We start from the raw sequence: 21,101 nt of genomic DNA, 5'->3' as shown, positions 1-21,101 counted from the left end.
GAGTTCCGGTGGACGACACGACCTCTTCCTTTGCCGACAGCGCTCCCGCCGGACGGCGCACCGATGGTGCCGCAGGGGTGGGGGAACGGCCGGGCGGCGCCTTCGCCACCGGAATTCTGGCGGTCCTTCTTCTGGCCGGTCTGGTCGCGGCCGGGGCCGGGGTGGTTCTGGACCGCGACCCGCTGGCCTGGGCCGGCCTGACCACCGCGGGCGCGGGGGCTCTGGCCCTGGCGATCCGCATGGTCCGCTCGCGGCGGCGGGTGGCCCGCGTCGGTTCCCTGCTGGGTAGCGCGCTTGAGGGGCTTCCGTCGGGCCAGCTCGTCTGCGATGGGGGCGGGCATGTGGTGTTCGTCAACAGCACCTTCCGCTCGCTGACCGGCTGGAGCGAAGGGGAGCCGCCGTTGCGCGCGCTCGAACGCCAGTTCGCCGACGATCCGGACAGCGCCGACGCCTTCCGCCGCCTGTGCGAGCGGGTGAAGGGCGGCTATTCCGGCTCCATCGAACTCGCCATCCGCCAGCAGGGGCGCGCCGCCGAATGGCGCCGCATCCAGGGCCAGCCCATCGACGGGCACGCCGGGGCGGTGATGTGGCGTGTCGAGGACATCACGGCGCGGCGCGAGCTGGAGCAGGTGACCCGGCGCGAGCAGACCCAACTCGTCGATTTCATGGACCACGCGCCGATCGGCTTTTTCTCGGTGGACCAGGACGGGCACTTCCAGTTCGTCAACGCGACCCTGGCGAAGTGGCTGGGCTGCACGCCGGAGGATCTGGTCGAGGGCGGGCGCCGCCTTCACGACGTGCTGGCCCATCCGCCCGCCGCCGCCGCTCCCTACGACCTCCTGGAGGGCGGCGGGCTGGAGCAGCGCGGCGAGATCGCCATGGACGGGCTCCAGGGCCGCCGCTTCCAGGCCTATGTCGCGCAGAGCGTGGTGAGGGGCGAGGACGGGCGGATTTCGCACACCCGCTCCGTCGTGCGCGACCTGACGCCGGAACGCGAGTGGCAGGAGGCCCTGCGCCTGTCCGAGCAGCGCTTCCAGCGCTTCTTCGAGGACGCGCCCATCGGCATCGCCCTGGTGGACGAGGGCGGGCGGCTGGCCGAGTGCAACCAGGCCTTCCTGGCGCTGATCGGCAGCGAGGCCGGCAACGTTCTCGGGCGGGGCATGGCCGACCTGATCGTCCCGGCGGAACGGGCCATGGTGACCGAACGGCTGACCGCCGTGCAGGGCGGCTCCGACCCCGCGGCCCCGCTGGAGGTGCGGCTGACCGGCGGGCGCGAGCTGGTGGCCCAGCTCTACGCGCGGCGGCTCGGCGGGGTGGGGCCGGAGGGAGCGGCCGGGCTGATCCTGCATTTCATCGACATGACCGAGCGGAAGGGGCTGGAGGCCCAGTTCGCCCAGTCGCAGAAGATGCAGGCGGTCGGCCAGCTGGCCGGCGGCGTCGCCCATGATTTCAACAACCTGCTGACCGCGATGATCGGTTTCTGCGATCTGCTGCTGCTGCGGCACAAGCCGGGCGACCAGTCCTTCAGCGACATCATGCAGATCAAGCAGAACGCCAACCGCGCGGCCAACCTCGTGCGCCAGCTCCTGGCCTTCTCGCGCCAGCAGACGCTGCAGCCGCGCATCCTCAGCGTGACCGACGTGCTGGCCGAACTGGGCAACCTGATGCGCCGGCTGATCGGCGAGAACATCGAGCTGAAGATGCTCCACGGCCGGGACATCGGCTATGTGAAGGTCGACCAGAACCAGCTGGAGCAGGTTATCATCAACCTTGTGGTCAACGCGCGCGACGCCATGGCCGGGGGCGGGCGGCTGACCATCGTCACCTCCAACCATGTGGTCGAACAGGCGCAGCGCCGCGAGCACGAGACGATTCCGTCCGGCGAGTATGTGTCCATCGAGGTGATCGACACCGGCTGCGGCATCCCCAAGGAAAATCTCCAGCGCATCTTCGAACCCTTCTTCACGACCAAGGGCGTGGGGTCGGGCACCGGGCTGGGTCTGTCCACCGTCTATGGCATCGTCCGCCAGACCGGCGGCTTCGTGCTGGTCGAGTCGGAGAAGGGGGAGGGGACGACCTTCACCATCCTGCTGCCCCGCCACAAGGGCGAGGCCCGCCCCGACCAGGGCGAGCCGCGCGAGCGGCGCGGCAGCGACCTGACCGGCTCCGGCACCATCATGCTGGTCGAGGACGAGGACGCCGTGCGCGTCTTCTCCGCCCGCGCGCTGCGCAACAAGGGCTATCAGGTGCTGGAGGCCAAGAACGGCGAGGCGGCGCTGCAGCAGATCGGCACGGACGGCAACCGCATCGACCTGCTGATCACCGACGTGGTGATGCCGCAGATGGACGGCCCGACCCTGGCCCGCCACGTCCGGCGGATGCGGCCCGACATGCGCGTGATCTTCATCTCCGGCTACGCCGAGGACCGGCTGGGCGAGATCGACGGAGTCGAGGTCGCCCACTTCCTGCCCAAGCCCTTTTCCCTGAAGCAGTTGGCTTCCAAGGTGAAGGAGGTCATCCGCGACGGGAAGTGACGGGGTGGGTGGAATAGGGCGGGGCCTTATCCGGCCCGCCAGCCGTGATAGGGCCAGCGCTCCGATCCAATGGCGGGCGCCGCCCAAGCACGGACGCCGCCATAGCACGGACATTGCGCAACGCCGGATCGTTCCTGACCTTCAATGAGAACATTAGCGGAACTTTGGGCTTTGCGCCGAGGAACAAAGCTGGTACATTCCCTCTCACCGAATGACCGTTGGTGAGATCGTTGGCCCTGGGGCCGCGGATGTGATCTAAACAAGGGGAGACGGGCATGTCGTCCGCACAGCTTCGTTTGGTCGAGAAGGATTCCATGGATAAGCAGAAGGCCCTGGATGCCGCTCTGGCGCAGATCGAGCGCGCCTTTGGCAAGGGCTCGATCATGAAGCTCGGCGCCCGCGAGAACACGGTCGAGACGGAGGTCGTTTCCACCGGCTCGCTCGGCCTCGACATCGCGCTGGGCATCGGCGGCCTGCCGCGCGGCCGCATCATCGAGATCTACGGGCCGGAAAGCTCGGGCAAGACGACGCTGGCGCTGCACGCCATCGCCCAGGCCCAGAAGGGCGGCGGCACCTGCGCCTTCGTGGACGCCGAGCACGCCCTGGACCCGTCCTACGCCCGCAAGCTGGGCGTGAATGTCGACGAGCTGCTGATCTCCCAGCCCGACGCCGGTGAGCAGGCGCTGGAGATCGCCGACACGCTGGTGCGCTCCGGCGCCATCGACGTGCTGGTGGTCGACTCGGTGGCCGCCCTGGTGCCGCGCGCCGAGCTGGAAGGCGAGATGGGCGACAGCCACGTCGGCCTGCACGCCCGCCTGATGAGCCAGGCGCTGCGCAAGCTGACCGGCTCCATCGCCAAGTCGAACTGCCTGGTGATCTTCATCAACCAGATCCGCCTGAAGATCGGCGTGATGTTCGGCAACCCGGAGACGACGACCGGCGGCAACGCGCTGAAGTTCTACGCCTCCGTCCGTCTGGACATCCGCCGCATCGGCGCGATCAAGGACCGTGAGACGGTGGTGGGCAACCAGACCCGCGTGAAGGTGGTGAAGAACAAGATGGCCCCGCCGTTCCGCGTGGTCGAGTTCGACATCATGTACGGCGAGGGCGTGTCGAAGGTGGGCGAGCTTCTCGACCTCGGCATCCAGGCCGGGGTGGTGGAGAAGTCGGGCGCGTGGTTCAGCTACGACGGCACCCGCATCGGCCAGGGTCGCGAGAACGCCAAGAACTACCTGCGCAACAACCCGGCCACGGCCGACGCCATCGAGGCGAAGATCCGCGGCAACGCCGGCCTCGTCGCCGACGCCATGATGGGCACCCCGGAAGCCGACGGCGAGGCCGCCACGCCGGAGTGATCCGGGGCGGCAAGCCGGTTTCTCTGTGTGAAAGCCCCTCTCCGGTCCACCGGAGAGGGGCTTTTGTATGCATGCAAAGACTAAATTATTTGTGATATCATTAATCTTATTTTGGCTAATCTCTTGAATCTGGAAATGCCTTTCTTAAATTATTGGGGCTACGTATTTTTAGGAGATCATTATGAATGCTATTCCACCAAAAGCCTTTATCAGCCATTCCTCTCTTGATAAAGAGAGATTTGTAATGGGATTTGCAAATAGCCTTCGGCTGAATGGCGTGGATGCATGGCTTGATAAATGGGAAATGTTGCCAGGTGATAGTTTGGTTGATAAAATATTTGAATCTGGCATTAAGGATGCGTCGGTATTTATTGTTGTTATTTCTATTAACAGCTGTGACTCTCAGTGGGTTAAAGAAGAGTTAAATGCGGCGGTAGTGAAGAAAATATCGGGTAAATGTAAGCTTGTTCCAGTTTTAATCGATGATTGTGAAGTACCTGAAGCGCTCAAGTCGACTCTTTATGAGAAAATTGAAAACTTGGCAAACTATGAGGCATCACTGCAAAGGATTTTGATATCAATATTTGATGCCTCGTCCAAGCCTCCAATCGGTCATGCTCCTTCGTATATACATAACCGCATGAACTTAGGGGCTGACCTCAGTGAATTTGATGCGCATGTTTTAAAAATTTGCTGTGAGGTGGAAATTGACAACGACTCTAGCCTCGTTCAAGGAAAAAACCTTGTGGACTATGCAGAAAGAGAAGGCATGATAATTGATAATGTCATCGATTCTCTCGATGTTCTTCAGCACTGTGGATACGTTGAATTAAAAAAGTTCATGGGGGGAGGGGTTCCTCTTGTAAGTGTAAGCGTAAGTGGATATCTTGCGTTTTGCAGGAGTTACATCAGTGATTTTGACGAAGTTCTTCGTGATGTCTGTGTCTGCATTGCATCTGGTGAATTAAGTGATAGTATTTCTGTTGCTAGTAAATTCAATATACCGCATAGAGTTTCGGTATTTGTAATTGACTATTTGGAAGATCGAGGGTATGTGCGCACTTCCAAAGAAATTGGTCGGGTCCGCAGGATTTGGCAAGTCACGCCAATGCTGAAAAGGGCTGTTTCATGATTTGGTGGGCTGGGGGTCGTCAAAATTCTCCGAAGCAATGATGCGTTGATTCTTTTGCCAAGCACCTCACATTCAAGCTGGGCGGACGGGTGTTCCAGCACCCGTCCGCCGGCCCGGTCTTAGCGGTTCAGGATCTCAAGCGGCAGCTTGAGCGCCCGCAACAGCAGGATCAGGAGTTCGAGGATTTTCCGCATCCTCTCATCTCCTTATGAACGCCTCATAAAGATTGGACGGGCGGTGGCCTATTCCACCGCCCGTCCGCGCCGACGATCATGCAAATGTGTGGCGCTCCGTCCTCGCGGCCTGTCGCCGCGCGGGGGCCTGTCGCGGGCACTCTGTGGACAGCCACCGCAAGTCACGTTAAAAGCACGGTTCGGCCGCGAACAAGGCCGCGCCGCCGATTGTAGCCGACCGTAGCCGGAGCCTGGACCGCTTATGAAGACCGCCAACGACATCCGCCGCACGTTCCTGGACTTTTTCGCGAAGAACGGCCACCAGATCGTGGAGTCGTCGCCGCTGGTTCCGCGCAACGACCCGACGCTGATGTTCACGAACGCCGGCATGGTGCAGTTCAAGAACGTCTTCACCGGGGCGGAGCAGCGGCCCTATTCGCGCGCCACCACCTCGCAGAAGTGCGTGCGCGCGGGCGGCAAGCACAACGACCTGGACAATGTCGGCTACACGGCGCGGCACCACACCTTCTTCGAGATGCTGGGCAACTTCTCGTTCGGCGACTACTTCAAGGACGACGCGATCGCCTTCGCCTGGAACCTCGTGACGAAGGAGTTCGGGCTGCCGGCGGACAAGCTGCTGGTTACCGTCCACAGCTCCGACGAGGACGCGGCGGGCATCTGGCGCAAGGTCGCCGGCCTGTCGGACGACCGCATCATCCGCATCCCGACCGACGACAATTTCTGGCGCATGGGCGACACCGGTCCCTGCGGTCCGTGCTCGGAGATCTTCTTCGACCACGGCCCGCACATCGCCGGCGGTCCTCCGGGCTCGCCCGACCAGGACGGCGACCGCTTCATCGAGATCTGGAACCTCGTGTTCATGCAGTATGAGCAGCGCGGTCCCGACGACCTGATCGCCCTGCCGAAGCCGTCGATCGACACCGGCATGGGGCTGGAACGTCTGGCCGCCGTGCTCCAGGGCAAGCACGACAACTACGACATCGACCTGATGCGGGCGCTGATCGTGGCCTCCGCCGAGGCGACGAAGACCGCGCCGGACGGCGCGCACGCCGTCTCGCACCGCGTCATCGCCGACCATCTGCGCTCCTGCTGCTTCCTGATCGCCGACGGCGTTCTGCCGTCGAACGAGGGCCGCGGCTACGTGCTGCGCCGCATCATGCGCCGCGCCATGCGCCACGCCCACATGATCGGCGCTTCCGAGCCGCTGATGCACCGCCTCGTCCCGGCGCTGATCCAGCAGATGGGCGACGCCTATCCGGAGCTGAACCGCGCCCGCGCCCTGATCGTCGAGACGCTGAAGCTGGAGGAGACCCGCTTCAAGCAGACCCTGGAGCGCGGCCTGCGCCTGCTGGAGGACGAGGTCGGCCGCCTGGGCGAGGGGCAGCCGCTGCCCGGCGATGTGGCGTTCAAGCTGTACGACACCTACGGCTTCCCGCTCGACCTGACCCAGGACGTGCTGCGCACTCAGGGCCGCCCGGTCGATGAGGCCGGTTTCAAGACGGCCATGGACGAGCAGCGCCGCAAGGCCCGCGAGTCCTGGGCCGGCTCGGGCGAGGCGACGACCGAGAAGCTGTGGTACGAGCTGAAGGACGAACTGGGCGCCACGGAATTCTTCGGCTACGACACCGAGGTCGCCGAGGGCAAGGTGACCGCCATCGTCAAGGGCGACGCCCGCGTCGAGCAGGCCGCCGCCGGGGACGAGGTGCTGGTCATCGTGAACCAGACGCCCTTCTACGGTGAATCGGGCGGTCAGGTCGGCGACGCCGGCGTGATCTTCTCCGCCGAGGGCACCGAGGTCGCCGTCTCCGACACCCAGAAGAAGCTGGGCGCCGTCTGGGCCCATGTCGGCACGGTCACCAAGGGCACGCTGAAGGTCGGCGACGTGGTGGAACTGCGCGTCGACACGGAGCGCCGCTCGGCCATCCGCGCCAACCACTCGGCCACCCACCTGCTGCACGAGGCGCTGCGCCGCCGCCTGGGCGAGCATGTCACCCAGAAGGGCTCGCTGGTCGCCCAGGAGCGCCTGCGCTTCGACATCAGCCAGCCGGTCGGCCTGACCCCGGCGGACATCGCCGCGGTCGAGGACGAGGTGAACCGCCGCATCCTCGGCAACAGCGAGGTCGTCACCCGCCTGATGTCCCCGGACGAGGCCCGCGCGTCCGGCGCCATGGCCCTGTTCGGCGAGAAGTACGGCGACGAGGTGCGCGTCGTCTCCATGGGCGGCCCGCATGGTGAGCTGGACCGCGACTACTCGATCGAGCTGTGCGGCGGCACCCACGTCCGCCGCACCGGCGACATCGGCCTCTTCAAGATCGTCGCCGAGGGTGCCGTCGCCGCTGGCGTGCGCCGCATCGAGGCGCTGACCGGCACCGGCGCCAAGGCGTGGCTGTCGGAGCGTGATCATCTCCTGACCGAGGCCGCGTCCGTCCTGAAGGTCCGTCCGGAAGACGTCCCGTTGCGCCTCGCCGCTCTGGTCGACGAACGCAAGAAGATGGAGCGCGAGCTGGCCGAACTCCGCCGTCAGGTCGCCATGGGCGGCGGCGCAAAAGCGGACGGTGGCAACGAGGCCAAGGACATCGCGGGCGTCAAGTTCGCCGCCCGCGTGGTCGAGGGCCTGCCGGCCAAGGACCTGAAGCCGATGGCCGACGAGCTGAAGAAGCAGGTCGGTTCCGGCGTCGTCGTCCTGATCGCCTCCAACGAGGGTAAGGCGTCCATCGTCGTCGGCGTCACCGACGACCTGACCGCCAAGATCAGCGCCGTCGATCTGGTGCGCGTCGGCGCGGAGGCTCTGGGCGGGAAGGGCGGCGGCGGCCGTCCGGACATGGCCCAGGCCGGCGGTCCGGACGCCGCGCTGGCGCCCGCCGCCGTCGAGGCCATTGAGAAGGCGGTGGCGGCGAAGGCCGCCTCCTAACCGCGTCCTTCTTCCGAGCGCACCGCCTCCAATGCGGGGGCGGGTGCGTTCGGTGGATGCCGGCGGATGACGAGGCCGGGGCGGTCGGGAATGCCGTAGCGCCGGTATTCCCGCGCCAGTTGGCCGGTCAGGGCGAGCCCGGCCATGCGGACGTCCGCGGCCAGCGAGGCCAGCGGCGCGTCCAGCGTCTTGGGGCGATTGCGCTCCACCAGGAAATGGCCCAGCCACGCCGCTCCGTACCCGACCAGCGGCGCCGCCACCAGCGCCCGCCAGTCGCGGCGGGCCAAGCCCACCCCCAGCAGGGCCGCCGCCGTCAGCGTGCCGGCGACGTGCAGCGCCCGGTTCGTCGGGTCGCGGTGCTGTTCCAGATAATCGGGCCAGAAATTGGGATCGGTCGAATTGGGATCGGTCGCCATGGCGGTCTCCTTCCGCGGGGGAACGCGGGGCGGCCCGCGGCGGTTCCGTCTTGCATGACGCCCGCCGTGCTGGAAGGATGCGCGGGTCAACGAACAATACCGCGGAACCGACTGGCATGCGCTTCACCGGCACCGACTCCTACGTCGCCACCGACGACCTGATGGTGGCCGTCAACGCGGCCATCACGCTCGAGCGCCCGCTGCTGGTGAAGGGGGAGCCGGGCACCGGCAAGACCGTGCTGGCCCAAGAGGTCGCGCGCGCCCTGAACAAGCCGCTGCTCGCCTGGCACATCAAGTCCACGACCAAGGCGCAGCAGGGCCTCTACGAATACGACGCGGTCAGCCGCCTGCGCGACAGCCAGCTCGGCGAGGAGCGGGTGCACGACATCGGCAACTACATCGTGCGCGGCAAGCTGTGGGAGGCGTTCGAGGCGCCGGAGCCCCCCGTGCTGTTGATCGACGAGATCGACAAGGCCGACATCGAGTTCCCCAACGACCTGCTGCTCGAACTCGACCGCATGGAGTTCCACGTCTACGAGACGCGGCAGACCGTCAAGGCGGCCCGGCGCCCCCTCGTCATCATCACGTCGAACAACGAGAAGGAGCTGCCGGACGCCTTCCTGCGTCGCTGCTTCTTCCACTACATCCGCTTCCCCGACCGCGACACCATGGAGCGGATCGTGGACGTCCATTATCCCGGCCTGAAGCAGGGCCTGCTGCGCGAGGCGATGACGCTGTTCTACAGCCTGCGCGAGGTGCCCGGCCTCAAGAAGAAGCCCTCCACCTCGGAGCTTCTCGACTGGATCAAGCTGCTGATGGTCGAGGACGTGGACCCCGAGACCCTGCGCGCCAAGGACGCCCGCAGCCTGATCCCGCCGCTGTGCGGCGCGCTCCTGAAGAACGAGCAGGACGTTCACCTGCTGGAACGGCTGGCTTTTCTCGCCAAGCGGGAAGGGCGCTAAAGCGGATTGCGATCCGCTTTGGACCGCGACGGCGGTCCCGGTCGCACATGCGACCGGAGCCCGCCGGCAAGTGAGGCAATATGAATCTAAAGCGAACGAAAATTCGCTTTAGGAAGCGCTTGACCGCGGCCGCCCTTCTGGGGCAGCCTGACCCCATGCAATCGACTCCGCCCCTGAACCGAATGCGAATTACCGCCCCGGCGCTCTGACAGAGGGCGCCGGACCGCGAGCGTTCGTTTTCGCAATCTGGTGTGGAGTGTGGCGTGTCCGTGCGCCCTGGGTCTTCCGGAACCCGCAATCCGGTTCATCACTATCCCCTGACCCGCTGCTTCACGCGTGCGCTGCGCCATCCGGCGGAGCGAATGCGGGGCTCCGCGCGAATTATCGTCCCGGTCCGCTGACGCGGGCCGGGTTTCGCGCCTTCCTTTTCCGCCCCCGTTCGTTCCCTCCGCCCGAGGACTCCCGCGATGCCGTCCGCGCACGCCACCCGTCTGCCTGCCGTTTCCTGCCGCCGCGACACCGAAGACCGCCAAACCAAAGACGGCCAAACCAAAGACGGCCTGCCGCCCTGGCTTCCCCTCTCCGCCATCGAGGACGCCGCCGAGCGTCTGCACGGGCGGATCGTCCGCACGCCGCTGCTGCCCGCCCCGGTGCTGGGGCGTGACGTCTGGCTGAAGGCGGAGACCTTCCAGGCGACCGGTGCCTTCAAGGAGCGCGGCGCCCTGAACCGCCTGCTGCGCTTGACGGCGCTGGAACGCGCGGCGGGTGTCGTCGCCATGTCGGCGGGCAACCACGCCGCCGGGCTGGCGCTGCACGCCCAGCGGCTCGGCGTGGCGGCGACCATCGTCATGCCGGTCACCGCGCCGCGCTGCAAGGTGGAGCGGACCGAGGCGCTGGGTGCCGAGGTCGTGCTGTCCGGGGCCACTGTGGGAGAGGCGAAGTCACGCGCGCTGCAACTGGCGGCGGAACGGCGGCTGACCTTCGTGCACCCCTACGACGACCCGGACGTGATCGCCGGACAGGGGACGGTGGGGCTGGAGGTGCTGGCCGACCGTCCGGACCTCGACAGGCTGGTGGTTCCGGTGGGCGGAGGCGGTTTGCTGGCCGGGATGGCGGCGGCTGTGAAGGCGCGCAAGCCCTCCGTCACCGTGGTCGGGGTGCGGCTGGCGCGCCGGCGGGGGCCGACCTTGGCCGACGGGATCGCGGTGGACGCGCTGGGCAAGCTGCCGCAAGCGCTGCTGGCCGGCTTCGTCGACGCCCTGGTCGAGGTGGAGGAGGGCGAGGTCGCGGCGGCGATGCGAACCCTGCACGCCTCTTTCGGCATGGTGGCGGAAGGCGCGGGTGCTGCCGCCGTGGCGGCGCTGCTGGCCGGGAAGGTGCCGGCGGAGGGGCGGACCGTCGCCGTGCTGTCCGGCCGCAACGTGGATTCCGACACGCTGGTGCGGACGCTCGCCGCCGCTTGATCGGCATCAACGACCGCGGGCCGGGACAGGCCCAGGATCATCCTGCGAGCGCACCGTCCGGAGGACGGTGGCCTTGCAGGCAAAAGGCCGGTTGTCCCCGTGGCTCGTCTGGTGTCCCTCCTCGCGCTTGTGGCTCTGGCCGTCGGGTTTCTCGGCGGTGCCGCACCCCTGCGCATGGCGGACCTCCCGGCATCGCACTGTGAATCCGCCGCGGTGCCGGATGCCATGGACTGCGACACCCACCATCCGACGGACAGCCCGGTTCCGGGAAAGACCCACGCGCATGGCACCGCCGGGTGCGTCTGCCTGAGCGGGGCCTGCGACCTGACCGGTCTGCCGGCCCCGATCGGTGTGCCCTTCGGCCACCGCCTCGCGACCCTGCTTCCCGGCGCGGACGCCGAGCCCGCCGCCCACGCCTATGCGCCGCCGCTGCCACCGCCGCGCGCCTGATTCCCGCCGTTCCGTCGCTTTTTTTCCGACCTGCGGACGCGCCCGGTCTTACGCCCATCGCGGCATCGGCGCGCCCGCCGAACACGCGCGAGTCACCCCATGACCATGACCCACTATATGGAACTGCTGGCCGTCAACCAGCCCTGGAACCTGCTGATCTTCATGGCGGTCCCCGTCATCCTGGCCGAGACGGTGGCGATCAGCGAACTCTACCTGCTCTACACCCGCGACTATGACGGCCCGGTGCGGCGGCTGAACCGCTGGGCCGGCATCACCGTCGGCATCTATTTCACGGGCGTCTTCATCCATCTGATGCAGAACGCGGTCGTTCCATTGACCGCGTCCGGCGGCTGGCGCGGGCCGGCGGACGTGCTGGCGGTGGGCTTCTACCTCGCCGGCATCGTCCCGCTCGGCGGCATCGCATTGCTGGACCTCGGGCTGATCGGCCGGGGTCGTGGCGAGCATGGCCGCATGGCGATCCATGCCGCCCTGGTCGGGCTGTTCCTGATTGTCGCCCACATCGCCATGATCTTCGGCATGCTGGACCCGACGATCCTCACCGGTGCCGCCGCGGCCGGCGGGCACACGATGCACTGAACGGGTGCTGACAGTCCCTTCCCCGTCCCGGGGGAGGGACGCTCAGGGCGCCATGAACACGCTGCGGTGCCGGCCGATCTCGCCGCTGGTCAGGTCGCACGCCAGCACCGTCACGTCGGTGGAGCCCGGCATCGCGGCGCCCCGCGGCACGCGGACGAAGATGCGGTAGGTCGCCACCGAATCCGCCTCCGCGTTCAGCGTCAACGACCTCCCCGACTGGGCATCCACGCTGGCCACAGACAGGTCGGCGTTCGCCAAACCCTCGATCGACAGGCGGTAGGTCCGCGCCTCGTGGGTCTTGTTGAGAATCTTGATGGTGTAGGCGTTCTGCACGTCGCCGTTCGACTGCTGCACGTAGAGCGGGGCGCGGTCGCGCAGCACGCTGACGTCCAGCGTCGGGCGCAGCGCCAGGGAGATCGCCATGGCGCCGGCCACCACCAGGATGATCAGGGCGTAGATCACCGTGCGCGGGCGCAGCAGCCGCACCGGGGCGGCCTGACCCTCGGCCTTGGCGACCTGGTTGGAGCGGGTGTCGAACAGGACGAGGTCGCCGGGGCGCCCGATCTGGGCCATCACGTCGTTGCAGGCGTCCACGCACAAGCCGCAGCCGATGCAGGAGATCTGCTGGCCCTTGCGGATGTCGGTGCCGGTCGGGCAGACATGGACGCACAGCTTGCAGTCGATGCAGTCGCCCAGACCCTCCGCCGTCCGCTCCTCCCAGCTCTGCGATTTGCGCAGCGGCGCGCGCCCTTCGCCGCGCCAGTCCTGATAGGTGACGACGTAGGTGTCCTCGTCGACCATCGCCGCCTGGAAGCTGCGCCACGGGCAGACATAGATGCAGATCTGCTCGCGCGCCCAGCCGGCGAAGAAATAGGTGGTGGCGGTGAACAGCCCGGCGAAGGCCAGCACCTTCCACGACACCTCGCCCGTCGCGATCTCACGCAGCAGGGTCGGGGCGTCGTTGAAGTAGAAGATCCAGGCGCCGCCGGTGACCAGGGAAATCACCAGCCAGATGGCGTGCTTGGACGCCTTCAGCCCGAGCTTGCGCGCCGAGAAGGGCGCCTTGTCGAGCCGGATGCGCTCGGTGCGCGGGCCTTCCAGCTTGCGCTCCACCCACATGAACAGGTCGGTCCAGACGGTCTGCGGGCAGGCGTAGCCGCACCAGATGCGGCCGAGCAGGGTGGTGGCGAAGAAGATGCCGAAGGCGCCGATGATGAGCAGGCCGGTCAGGTAATAGACCTCCTGCGGCCAGATCTCGATCCACAGGAAGTAGGCGCGCCGGCCCACCATGTCGACCAGCACCGCCTGGTCGGGAATGCCCGGCCCGCGATCCCAGCGCAGCCAAGGCGTGACGTAATAGACGCCGAGCAGAACCGCCAGCGCCAGCCATTTCAGGCGGCGGAAGCGGCCATGGACGTCGGCGGCGTAGACCTTGGGGCGTTGCACGAACCAGCGCTCGCGCGGCTGGTCGGCATCACGGGCGGCGGGTGCCGGAGAGGTGAGGGACATGGTGTGCGACCTTGCTTTGACGCGGCGGTCAACCTAGTCCCTCTTTTATAAGCCTTCCGTGATGTAGTCACACTGCGGTAAATCAGCCGCCGCAGCGGCAAAATGGGTCAGACCGCGTCGCCGCGCAGTTCGGCCAGACCGTCCTCATAGGCGCGGTCGAACAGCGATTCCAGCCGCGCGTCGGTGCCGCGCAGCCCGGCGACGACCGCGTGCGCCCACTCGAAATACTCGACCTTGCGCTCCAGCGGCCAGTCGGCGGGCGGGCTGTGCGCCATGGATCGCAGGTTGGACACCTTGTCGGCCAGCTTGACCAGCTTGGCGCGGGCCGACGCGGTCGGGGCGGCGTCGATCTGCCGCTGCTTGCGCTCCGCCTTGCGCAGGCGCTTGTCGTCGGTGGTCTCGGCCACGACGCCAGCGACCTCCGCCCCGAAATGCTGCTCGATCTCCTCATAGGAGGCGTCGGTGTCCTCCAGCGTGTCGTGCAGCAGGGCGGCGATGACCACCACCGGGTCCTTGCCCGCCGTCGCCTCGGCGCACAGGAACGCCACTTCCGACAGATGGTTGAGGTAGGGCTCGGCGCGCACGCCCTTGCGGCGCTGGTCGATGTGCTTGTGCGCGGCGAACTCCAGCGCGCGGGCGAAGTCGAGAAGGGCTGTCATGGCGTTCCTGGCGGGTCGGCGCTACGATGAGGGCGGATGGGGGCGAAACCCCACGGGGGGAGGCGGCATGTTCACGGGTTTCTTCTTCGAACTGCGCAAGGCGGGCGTGCCGGTCTCGCTGAACGAGTACCTGACGCTCATGGAAGCCATGAAGCGCGGCGTCGCCGACTTCCGCGTCGAAGACTTCTATTACCTCAGCCGGGCCTGTCTGGTGAAGGACGAGCGCAATCTCGACCGCTTCGACCGGGTGTTCGGGCAGGTCTTCAAAGGGTTGGAAGGGGCGGAGGGCGCCGGGGGCGACGAAATTCCCGTGGTCGATCTGCCGGAGGAATGGCTGCGCAAGCTGGCCGAACGTTTCCTGACCGACGAGGAGAAGGCGCAGATACAAGCCCTGGGCGGCTGGCAGAAACTCATGGAGACGCTGGCGGAGCGGCTGGCCGAACAGAAGGGGCGGCACCAGGGCGGCTCCAAATGGATCGGCACCGCCGGCACCTCGCCCTTCGGCGCCTACGGCTACAACCCGGAGGGCGTGCGCATCGGCCAGAAGGAATCCCGACACCGCCGCGCCGTGAAGGTGTGGGACAAGCGGGAGTTCAAGAATCTCGACGATCAGGTCGAGATCGGCACCCGCAACATCAAGGTGGCGCTGCGCCGCCTGCGCAAGTTTGCCCGCACCGGAGCGGCCAGCGAACTGGACCTGCCCGGCACCATCCGCGCCACCGCCAGCAACGCCGGCTGGCTGGACCTGAAGATGGTGCCGGAGCGGCACAACACGGTGAAGGTGCTGCTGTTCCTCGACATCGGCGGCTCGATGGACGACCACATCCGGCTGGTCGAGGAGCTGTTCTCGGCGGCGCGGGGCGAGTTCAAGCATCTGGAGCACTTCTACTTCCACAACTGCGTCTATGAGAGCGTGTGGCGCGACAACCGGCGCCGCCACGACGAGCGCACCCCGACCTGGGACGTGCTGCACACCTATCCCGCCGACTACAAGCTGGTCTTCGTCGGCGACGCGGCGATGAGCCCCTACGAGATCGCCTATGCCGGCGGCAGCGTCGAGCATTGGAACGAGGAGCCGGGGCAGGTCTGGCTGCAGCGGATGCTGTCCGTTTACAGCCGCGCCGTCTGGCTTAATCCCACGCCGGAATCGCGCTGGGGCTATACGGAGAGCACGCGCATGCTGCAGCGGCTTCTGGGCGGCCGCATGTACCCGCTGACGCTGCAGGGGCTGGACGCGGCGATGCGCGAACTGGTGCGCTAAGCGTCCTCCGACAACCGCGCCTCTCAAAAATCCAATCCAAATCTGCGGATTTTCAATCCATCGGCGTGCGCCGAAATGGATGATATGTGTTGATGATTTCAGATGGGATGGATTATCAATCGCTGGCTGAGAAGAGCTTGCCAATATCCGTACACTCGAACTGATTTGTTTTGAAAACGGAGCGAGTTTGCGGCTTCCCCAGATCAAGATATCCGAGTCGCAAAGTTAAGTATCTGAACATTATTTGGATTTGTATTACTATATGATACAATCGTGGTTATGTTTTGACTGGTTTTAAACATTGATCGTCATTTCTGCGGCTTCCCAGCAACATTCATGACCAAAGACCTGCTGAGAATCGTTCTGCCTTGAACGCATACGATTGCATTACGAAGCATGAGGCTTCCCGTTCACAGCATGCAGTCGATGAGGGTCAGGGAAAATGGAGGGTGTTCTTGCGCGCATCAGCATCAGCGGCAAAATCTACAGCGTTGTCGCGATCCTGGGTGTGGTGGCCGCTATCATTGGTGGCGTCGGCTCGTTTGGAATGCAGGCCTACGACGACAAGTTCGACCAGATTCAGAACTGGTCCCGGCGCGCCCTGATCAACGAGCAGATCAACAGCCTGATTTACAAGGTCGTCATGGACAGCCGCGGCATCTACGCCGCGGACGGAACGGCCGACGCCACGCCCTACGCCAAGAACATACTCGGCGCCACCGGCGAACTGGAAAAGCTCATGGGCAAGCTGGAGGCGCTGCAGCCGCCGGAAAACAAGGTGGCCTTCGGCGAGATCCAGCAGACGGCCCGCGCCTTCGTCCTGCACCGCAACGAGGTGGCCCGTCTCGGGATGGAGGCCGGTCCGGACAAGGCGCGTGCCCATGGCGACACGCCCGAGGCCCGCGCGCTCCGCAGCAAGCTCGGCCAGTTCATGGACAAAGCCTCCGAACGCAACATGCAGGGCATCGCTCAGGCCAACGACGAACTGAGCGCCGTCAACAGCCTGATGACGACGCTGATGATGGTCGTCGGCATCGGCGGCGGCCTCGGGGCGCTGGCCTTGAGCGTCCTGGTGGCGCGCGTCGGCATCTCCCGCCCGATCGCCGGAATCACCGGCGTCATGGCCCGTCTGGCGACCGGCGACACCTCGGTGACGGTGCCGGGCCTCGGCCGTGGCGACGAGATCGGCGGCATGGCCAAGGCGGTGGCGGTCTTCAAGGACAACGCCGTGGACCGCGAGCGCATGAGGGTTGCCGAGGAGGCGGAGCGCCAGGCCAAGGAGCGGCGCACCCACGCCGTCGAGGAGCTGGTGCAGTCCTTCGACCGCAACGTCTCCGGCATCCTGCGCACCGTCGCGTCGGCCGCCACGGAGCTGGAGGCCACGGCGCAGAGCATGCTGACGACCGCCGACCAGACCAAGGGGCAGGCGGCCAGCACGGCCGCCGCGGCCGAACAGGCGTCGGTCAACGTGCAGACCGTCGCCGCGGCGACCAACGAGCTGAGCGCGTCGATCAACGAGATCAGCGGTCAGGTGACGCGCTCCACCACCATCGCCAGCCACGCGGTGGGCGAGGCGCAGCAGACCAACGAGCGCGTCCAGGGCCTCGTCGCGCAGGCGCAGCGGATCGGCGACGTGGTGAAGCTGATCACCGACATCGCCAGCCAGACCAACCTGCTGGCCCTCAACGCGACGATCGAGGCGGCGCGCGCCGGGGAGGCCGGCAAGGGCTTCGCCGTCGTGGCCTCGGAGGTGAAGAACCTCGCCAACCAGACCGCCAAGGCGACGGAGGAGATCGCCTCCCAGATCGCCTCCATGCAGGAGGCCACCGGCGGGGCGGCGGCGGCCATCAACGGGATCGGCGACACCATCGGCACCATCAGCGAGATCGCCACGATCATCGCCTCGGCGGTGGAGGAGCAGGGGTCGGCGACCGGCGAGATCGCCCGCAACGTGCAGCAGGCCGCTCAGGGCACCCATCTGGTGACCACCAACATCACCGAGGTCAGCGACGGCGCCACCCAGACCGGCTCCGCCGCCACCCAGGTGCTGGGCGCCGCCGGCGAGTTGTCCCGCCAGTCGGAGGTCCTGCGGTCCGAGGTCGAGCGCTTCCTGGCCGGCATCCGCGCTGCGTGAGGGGCGGGGCGGGCGGGAGGCGCCGGACGCCTCCCGCCCATTTCCTCCTGAACGGACCGAACGGCGTTTGCCGGACCGAATTCCCGTTTCTATCGTCACGGCCAACCAGCGTTCGAAGGGAGAAGGCCGTGGCGAAATCCTATCTGGAGTCCTGGAAAAAGGCGAAGGACCGCTTCGAAAAGGCAACGGGCAAGAAGAAGCCCGACCCCAAGAGCCGCTTCGGCAAGCTGTTCAGCAAAATCAGCTCGACCGGCTTGGAAAGCGCGCTGAAGAGCTACGACGCCGCCGCGACGATCAAGGACGCGCAGAAGCACGCCCGCGCCTTCCAGAGCGCGGCGGGCAACTACATCCCGACGCTCGACGCGGCCGGCAAGGCCGCCAAGCAGGACGGCGACACGGTCTACGCCGAAGCGTGCGCCGCCATGGTGGCGTCGCTGAGCAAGATCGCCGCCAACGTCGTGACGGATCTGGAGCGGTTCGACGATCTGCCCAAGGACGTCGACGGGTACTTCAAGTCGCCTTACTGGTTCAAGCTGCTGCAGAAGCAGGCCAAGAAGGAATTCTCGATGGAGAACATCGAGCTGTACGACTTGATCCTGAAGCGCAAGCTTTCGAAGGAGGACGCGTCGGAAAAGGCCTATAAGGAATACGTCGACAGCAAGGCGCCCAAGGAGGTGAACATCAAGTCGGCAACCCGCAAAGCGTGCAAGCAGGCGGCCGATCAGGGCAAGTGGAAGGCCATCCCGTGGGATGACGTCTTGTTCGATCTGGGCATCAATCTGGCCGACACCATCGGACGGCTGCACAGCGATCTCGCCAAGGGCGAGGTCTGACGGCGGGCGGTTGACGGGGCGGGCCTCCGTCGTCACCTTGAAGGCTCGGGTCGAAGGGTCCGCTTTCAGGGACGGCATCGGGAGGCTCCGCCATGTACATCGCCATGAACCGTTTCCGCGTGCGTCCGGAGTCGGAGCAGGACTTCGAGGACCTCTGGCTGAACCGCGAGGTCCATCTGAACAAGGTCCCCGGCTTCGTCGAGTTCCACATGCTGCGCGGACCGCGCCATGAGGACCACCGCCTGTACTCCTCCCACACCGTCTGGGAGTCGGAGGCGCATTTCCAGGCCTGGACCCGCTCGGAGGAGTTCCGCGCCGCCCATCGCGGGGCGGGCGACCGCAAGCCGCTCTATCTCGGCCCGCCGCAGTTCGAGGGCTTCGAGGTGATCCAGACCGTGGTGGGGCAGACCGTGGAGCGCGAGGGCTGAGCCGCCGGGTGCGCTCAGCCTTTCAAAGCGTCCTCGTCGCCGATCAGGCGGTGGGCGATGGCGACGGTGATGAGGCCGGCGAGCAGAAGGCCGTACTGCCACAGGCTGGACCAATCGCCCGTCTGCACGTCGCCCGCCACCGCCTGGACCGGGCGCACGATCAGTTGCCGCAGCAGCGTGATCATCGCCACCTCCAGGAAGACCCGCAGGTGGAAGCGGTTGGTCCGCACATAGTCGACCTCGGCGGAGATCAGCGCGGACAGCGTCCAGACGATGAACAGCACGCCGAGCGCGTGCAGGAAGCCGTGCGCCAGCTGGTCCTTCTGGAAGGCCGCCCAGGCTTCGATGAAGAATTCCCAGACCACCATGGCGCTCGCCGCGACCAGGGCGATCGCCAGGACGACGTGCAGCAGCCCGTTGAAGGACTTCAGGGCGCGGATCAGGCCCTGTTCGAGAAGCGAGTTGGGTGCGGTGCGGGGGAGCGATTGCAGCATCGTGGCGTGTCGCAAGGTCGAAGGGTGCGGGAAGATAGAAGCCCAACCCGGCGGACGCCCCCGCCGTTTTGCCATTGCCGCCATGGGGAAAACGCAAGCATTGCAGATCAGCGTCAAGTCGCCGCATCAATGGTCCCGGCTTTGCAGGTGGAAAAAAGCACCGGCCATTGAACTCCGGGCCTGATTTCGTCTAGGGTCGCCGCGGTCCCTCCGGCGTCGTTCCTTCGAGGGTTCCCCCAGGAGTGAATGGATGCGCGAAACCACCCCCATCACGGTCGCCCGCGGCGACGGCATCGGTCCGGAGATCACCGACGCGGTGCTTCACGTGATGGAGGCCGCCGGCGCCCGCCTGAAGGTGGAGGAGGTGCCGGCGGGCGAGCAGGTCTACCGCCGCGGCCATCTGGGCGGGCTGGACGCCGCCGGCTGGGGCTCGATCCGCCGCACGCGCGTCTTCCTGAAAGGGCCGATCACCACGCCCCAGGGCTATGGCAACAAGTCGCTGAACGTCACCGCGCGGACCACGCTGGGGCTGTTCGCCAACGTGCGGCCCTGCGTGTCGCACCATCCCTATGTCCGCACGCGGCACCCGCGCATGGACGTGGTGATCATCCGCGAGAACGAGGAGGACCTCTACGCCGGGATCGAGCACCGCCAGACCGACGACGTGATCCAGTCGGTCAAGCTGATCTCCCGGCCGGGGTCGGAGCGCATCGTGCGCTACGCCTTCGACTACGCCCGCGCCAACCACCGGCGCAAGGTGACGGCCTTCGTCAAGGACAACGTCATGAAGATGACGGACGGGCTGTTCCTGAAGATCTTCAACGAGATCGCCGCCGAATACCCGGAGATCAAGGCCGACCATCTGATCGTCGACATCGGCGCCGCCCGTCTGGCCGACCAGCCGGAGCGGTTCGACGTGATCGTGACGCTGAACCTGTACGGCGACATCGTGTCGGACATCGCCGCCCAGATCACCGGCTCGGTCGGGCTGGCCGGCTCCGCCAACATCGGCGACGCCTGCGCCATGTTCGAGGCGATCCACGGCTCGGCGCCGATGATCGCGGGGCAGGGGATCGCCAACCCGTCGGGCCTGCTGATGGCCGCGGTGATGATGCTGGTCCACATCGGGCAGGGCGATGTCGCGGCGCGCATTCACAACGCCTGGCTCAAGACCGTCGAGGACGGCGTCCACACCGTGGACATTTTCAACCGCGGGGTCAGCCGCCAGCGCGTCGGCACCCACGCCTTCGCCGACGCGGTGGTGGAGCGGTTGGGCCAGATGCCGGTGACCCTGCCCACCGTCGGCTACGCCGTCACCGCGCGCCCTGCCTATGAGTCCGGGGTGCGGCTGTCGCCCCGTCGCAAGGCGGTGAAGGAACTGGTGGGGGTGGACGTGTTCCTGCACTGGCCGGGCGGCAATCCGGACGAGCTGGCCGGGCTGGTCCTGCCGGTGGCGACACCGGCGCTGCGCCTGTCCAGCATCTCCAACCGTTCGCAGAAGGTCTGGCCGGAGGGCAACATCGGCGTCTTCTGCACCGACCATTGGCGCTGCCGCTTCCTGGCGCCGGAGGGCGTGGCGGTCGGCCACCCCGACATCGTCGAGCTGCTGTCGGGCCTCGCCCGCGCCGGGCTGGACTTCACCCAGACCGAGAATCTCTGCAACTTCGACGGCAAGTCCGGCTTCTCGGCCACCTGAGGCGCGAGGAGGCGGAATAATCCGCCGCGGCCGGGCGTCCAGACGGGCAGGACATCCTTCCAAGGGGAGCGCC

The 21,101-nt window shown here is 66.5% G+C and carries 17 protein-coding genes; 13 read left to right on the top strand and 4 right to left on the bottom strand.

Going from position 1 to position 21,101, the window contains the following annotated elements; translation table 11 throughout:
* Positions 1-8 precede the first annotated feature (8 nt).
* The 4 genes from DXK32_RS04910 (at position 9) to alaS (ending at position 8,126) form a co-directional block, all read left to right on the top strand.
* Entirely contained in the window at positions 9-2,534 is a 2,526-nt protein-coding gene (locus DXK32_RS04910) for a hybrid sensor histidine kinase/response regulator (protein ID WP_114857523.1), read from the top strand.
* Between the two features lie 275 nt (positions 2,535-2,809).
* Positions 2,810-3,889 carry a recombinase RecA gene (gene recA / locus DXK32_RS04905; RefSeq protein WP_114857522.1) on the top strand — a complete coding sequence of 360 codons (1,080 nt, stop codon included), beginning with the start codon at positions 2,810-2,812 and terminating at the stop codon, positions 3,887-3,889.
* A gap of 181 nt (positions 3,890-4,070) precedes the next feature.
* Positions 4,071-5,021, top strand: coding sequence for a toll/interleukin-1 receptor domain-containing protein (locus tag DXK32_RS04900; RefSeq protein WP_114857521.1), 951 nt, complete (start codon positions 4,071-4,073; stop codon positions 5,019-5,021).
* 435 nt (positions 5,022-5,456) lie between these two features.
* Positions 5,457-8,126 carry an alanine--tRNA ligase gene (gene alaS, locus DXK32_RS04895; protein ID WP_114857520.1) on the top strand — a complete coding sequence of 890 codons (2,670 nt, stop codon included), beginning with the start codon at positions 5,457-5,459 and terminating at the stop codon, positions 8,124-8,126.
* Here alaS and DXK32_RS04890 read toward each other — a convergent pair.
* The gene (locus DXK32_RS04890) at positions 8,123-8,542 is read right to left on the bottom strand and encodes a DUF962 domain-containing protein (protein ID WP_114857519.1); all 420 of its coding nucleotides are present in this window, start codon (positions 8,540-8,542) and stop codon (positions 8,123-8,125) included. The genes alaS and DXK32_RS04890 overlap by 4 nt on opposite strands.
* 116 nt (positions 8,543-8,658) lie before the next feature.
* On the opposite strand from DXK32_RS04890, the gene DXK32_RS04885 reads away from it, so the two are divergent.
* The 4 genes from DXK32_RS04885 (at position 8,659) to DXK32_RS04870 (ending at position 12,014) form a co-directional block, all read left to right on the top strand.
* Positions 8,659-9,504 carry an AAA family ATPase gene (locus tag DXK32_RS04885; RefSeq protein ID WP_114857518.1) on the top strand — a complete coding sequence of 282 codons (846 nt, stop codon included), beginning with the start codon at positions 8,659-8,661 and terminating at the stop codon, positions 9,502-9,504.
* A 467-nt stretch (positions 9,505-9,971) separates the two neighbouring features.
* Positions 9,972-10,967 (top strand): threonine ammonia-lyase, encoded by a 996-nt coding sequence (locus tag DXK32_RS04880; RefSeq protein WP_114857517.1) that lies wholly within the window; start codon positions 9,972-9,974, stop codon positions 10,965-10,967.
* 99 nt (positions 10,968-11,066) lie between these two features.
* Positions 11,067-11,417: a hypothetical protein gene (locus DXK32_RS32005; protein WP_162801082.1), complete on the top strand. Its 351-nt coding sequence runs from the start codon at positions 11,067-11,069 to the stop codon at positions 11,415-11,417.
* A gap of 99 nt (positions 11,418-11,516) precedes the next feature.
* Entirely contained in the window at positions 11,517-12,014 is a 498-nt protein-coding gene (locus tag DXK32_RS04870) for a DUF6803 family protein (RefSeq protein ID WP_114857515.1), read from the top strand.
* A gap of 42 nt (positions 12,015-12,056) precedes the next feature.
* Here the strand turns inward: DXK32_RS04870 and ccoG are convergent, their stop codons facing one another.
* On the bottom strand, positions 12,057-13,523 hold the full coding sequence (gene ccoG, locus DXK32_RS04865; protein WP_114857514.1) for a cytochrome c oxidase accessory protein CcoG: 1,467 nt from the start codon (positions 13,521-13,523) through the stop codon (positions 12,057-12,059).
* A 107-nt stretch (positions 13,524-13,630) separates the two neighbouring features.
* A complete protein-coding gene (locus tag DXK32_RS04860) occupies positions 13,631-14,182 on the bottom strand; it encodes an HD domain-containing protein (RefSeq protein WP_114857513.1) in 552 nt (183 codons plus the stop codon).
* Between the two features lie 67 nt (positions 14,183-14,249).
* Between DXK32_RS04860 and DXK32_RS04855 the strand changes: the two genes are divergently transcribed.
* The 4 genes from DXK32_RS04855 (at position 14,250) to DXK32_RS04840 (ending at position 18,838) form a co-directional block, all read left to right on the top strand.
* Positions 14,250-15,443 carry a vWA domain-containing protein gene (locus DXK32_RS04855; protein ID WP_114857512.1) on the top strand — a complete coding sequence of 398 codons (1,194 nt, stop codon included), beginning with the start codon at positions 14,250-14,252 and terminating at the stop codon, positions 15,441-15,443.
* A gap of 442 nt (positions 15,444-15,885) precedes the next feature.
* Positions 15,886-17,577 (top strand): methyl-accepting chemotaxis protein, encoded by a 1,692-nt coding sequence (locus DXK32_RS04850; protein WP_114857511.1) that lies wholly within the window; start codon positions 15,886-15,888, stop codon positions 17,575-17,577.
* A 128-nt stretch (positions 17,578-17,705) separates the two neighbouring features.
* Positions 17,706-18,410, top strand: coding sequence for a hypothetical protein (locus DXK32_RS04845; RefSeq protein ID WP_114857510.1), 705 nt, complete (start codon positions 17,706-17,708; stop codon positions 18,408-18,410).
* Between the two features lie 92 nt (positions 18,411-18,502).
* Positions 18,503-18,838: an antibiotic biosynthesis monooxygenase family protein gene (locus DXK32_RS04840; RefSeq protein ID WP_114857509.1), complete on the top strand. Its 336-nt coding sequence runs from the start codon at positions 18,503-18,505 to the stop codon at positions 18,836-18,838.
* A gap of 14 nt (positions 18,839-18,852) precedes the next feature.
* Here DXK32_RS04840 and DXK32_RS04835 read toward each other — a convergent pair whose 3' ends face one another.
* Positions 18,853-19,332 carry a phosphate-starvation-inducible PsiE family protein gene (locus tag DXK32_RS04835; protein WP_114857508.1) on the bottom strand — a complete coding sequence of 160 codons (480 nt, stop codon included), beginning with the start codon at positions 19,330-19,332 and terminating at the stop codon, positions 18,853-18,855.
* A gap of 250 nt (positions 19,333-19,582) precedes the next feature.
* Between DXK32_RS04835 and DXK32_RS04830 the strand changes: the two genes are divergently transcribed.
* Positions 19,583-21,028 (top strand): NADP-dependent isocitrate dehydrogenase, encoded by a 1,446-nt coding sequence (locus DXK32_RS04830; RefSeq protein ID WP_114857507.1) that lies wholly within the window; start codon positions 19,583-19,585, stop codon positions 21,026-21,028.
* Positions 21,029-21,101: the final 73 nt, after the last annotated feature.

It is taken from the genome of Azospirillum brasilense, assembly GCF_003349955.1.
Classification (GTDB): domain Bacteria; phylum Pseudomonadota; class Alphaproteobacteria; order Azospirillales; family Azospirillaceae; genus Azospirillum; species Azospirillum brasilense_B.
Note: the sequence above shows the minus strand (reverse complement) of the source record. Positions and strands in the feature narration are given on the sequence as shown.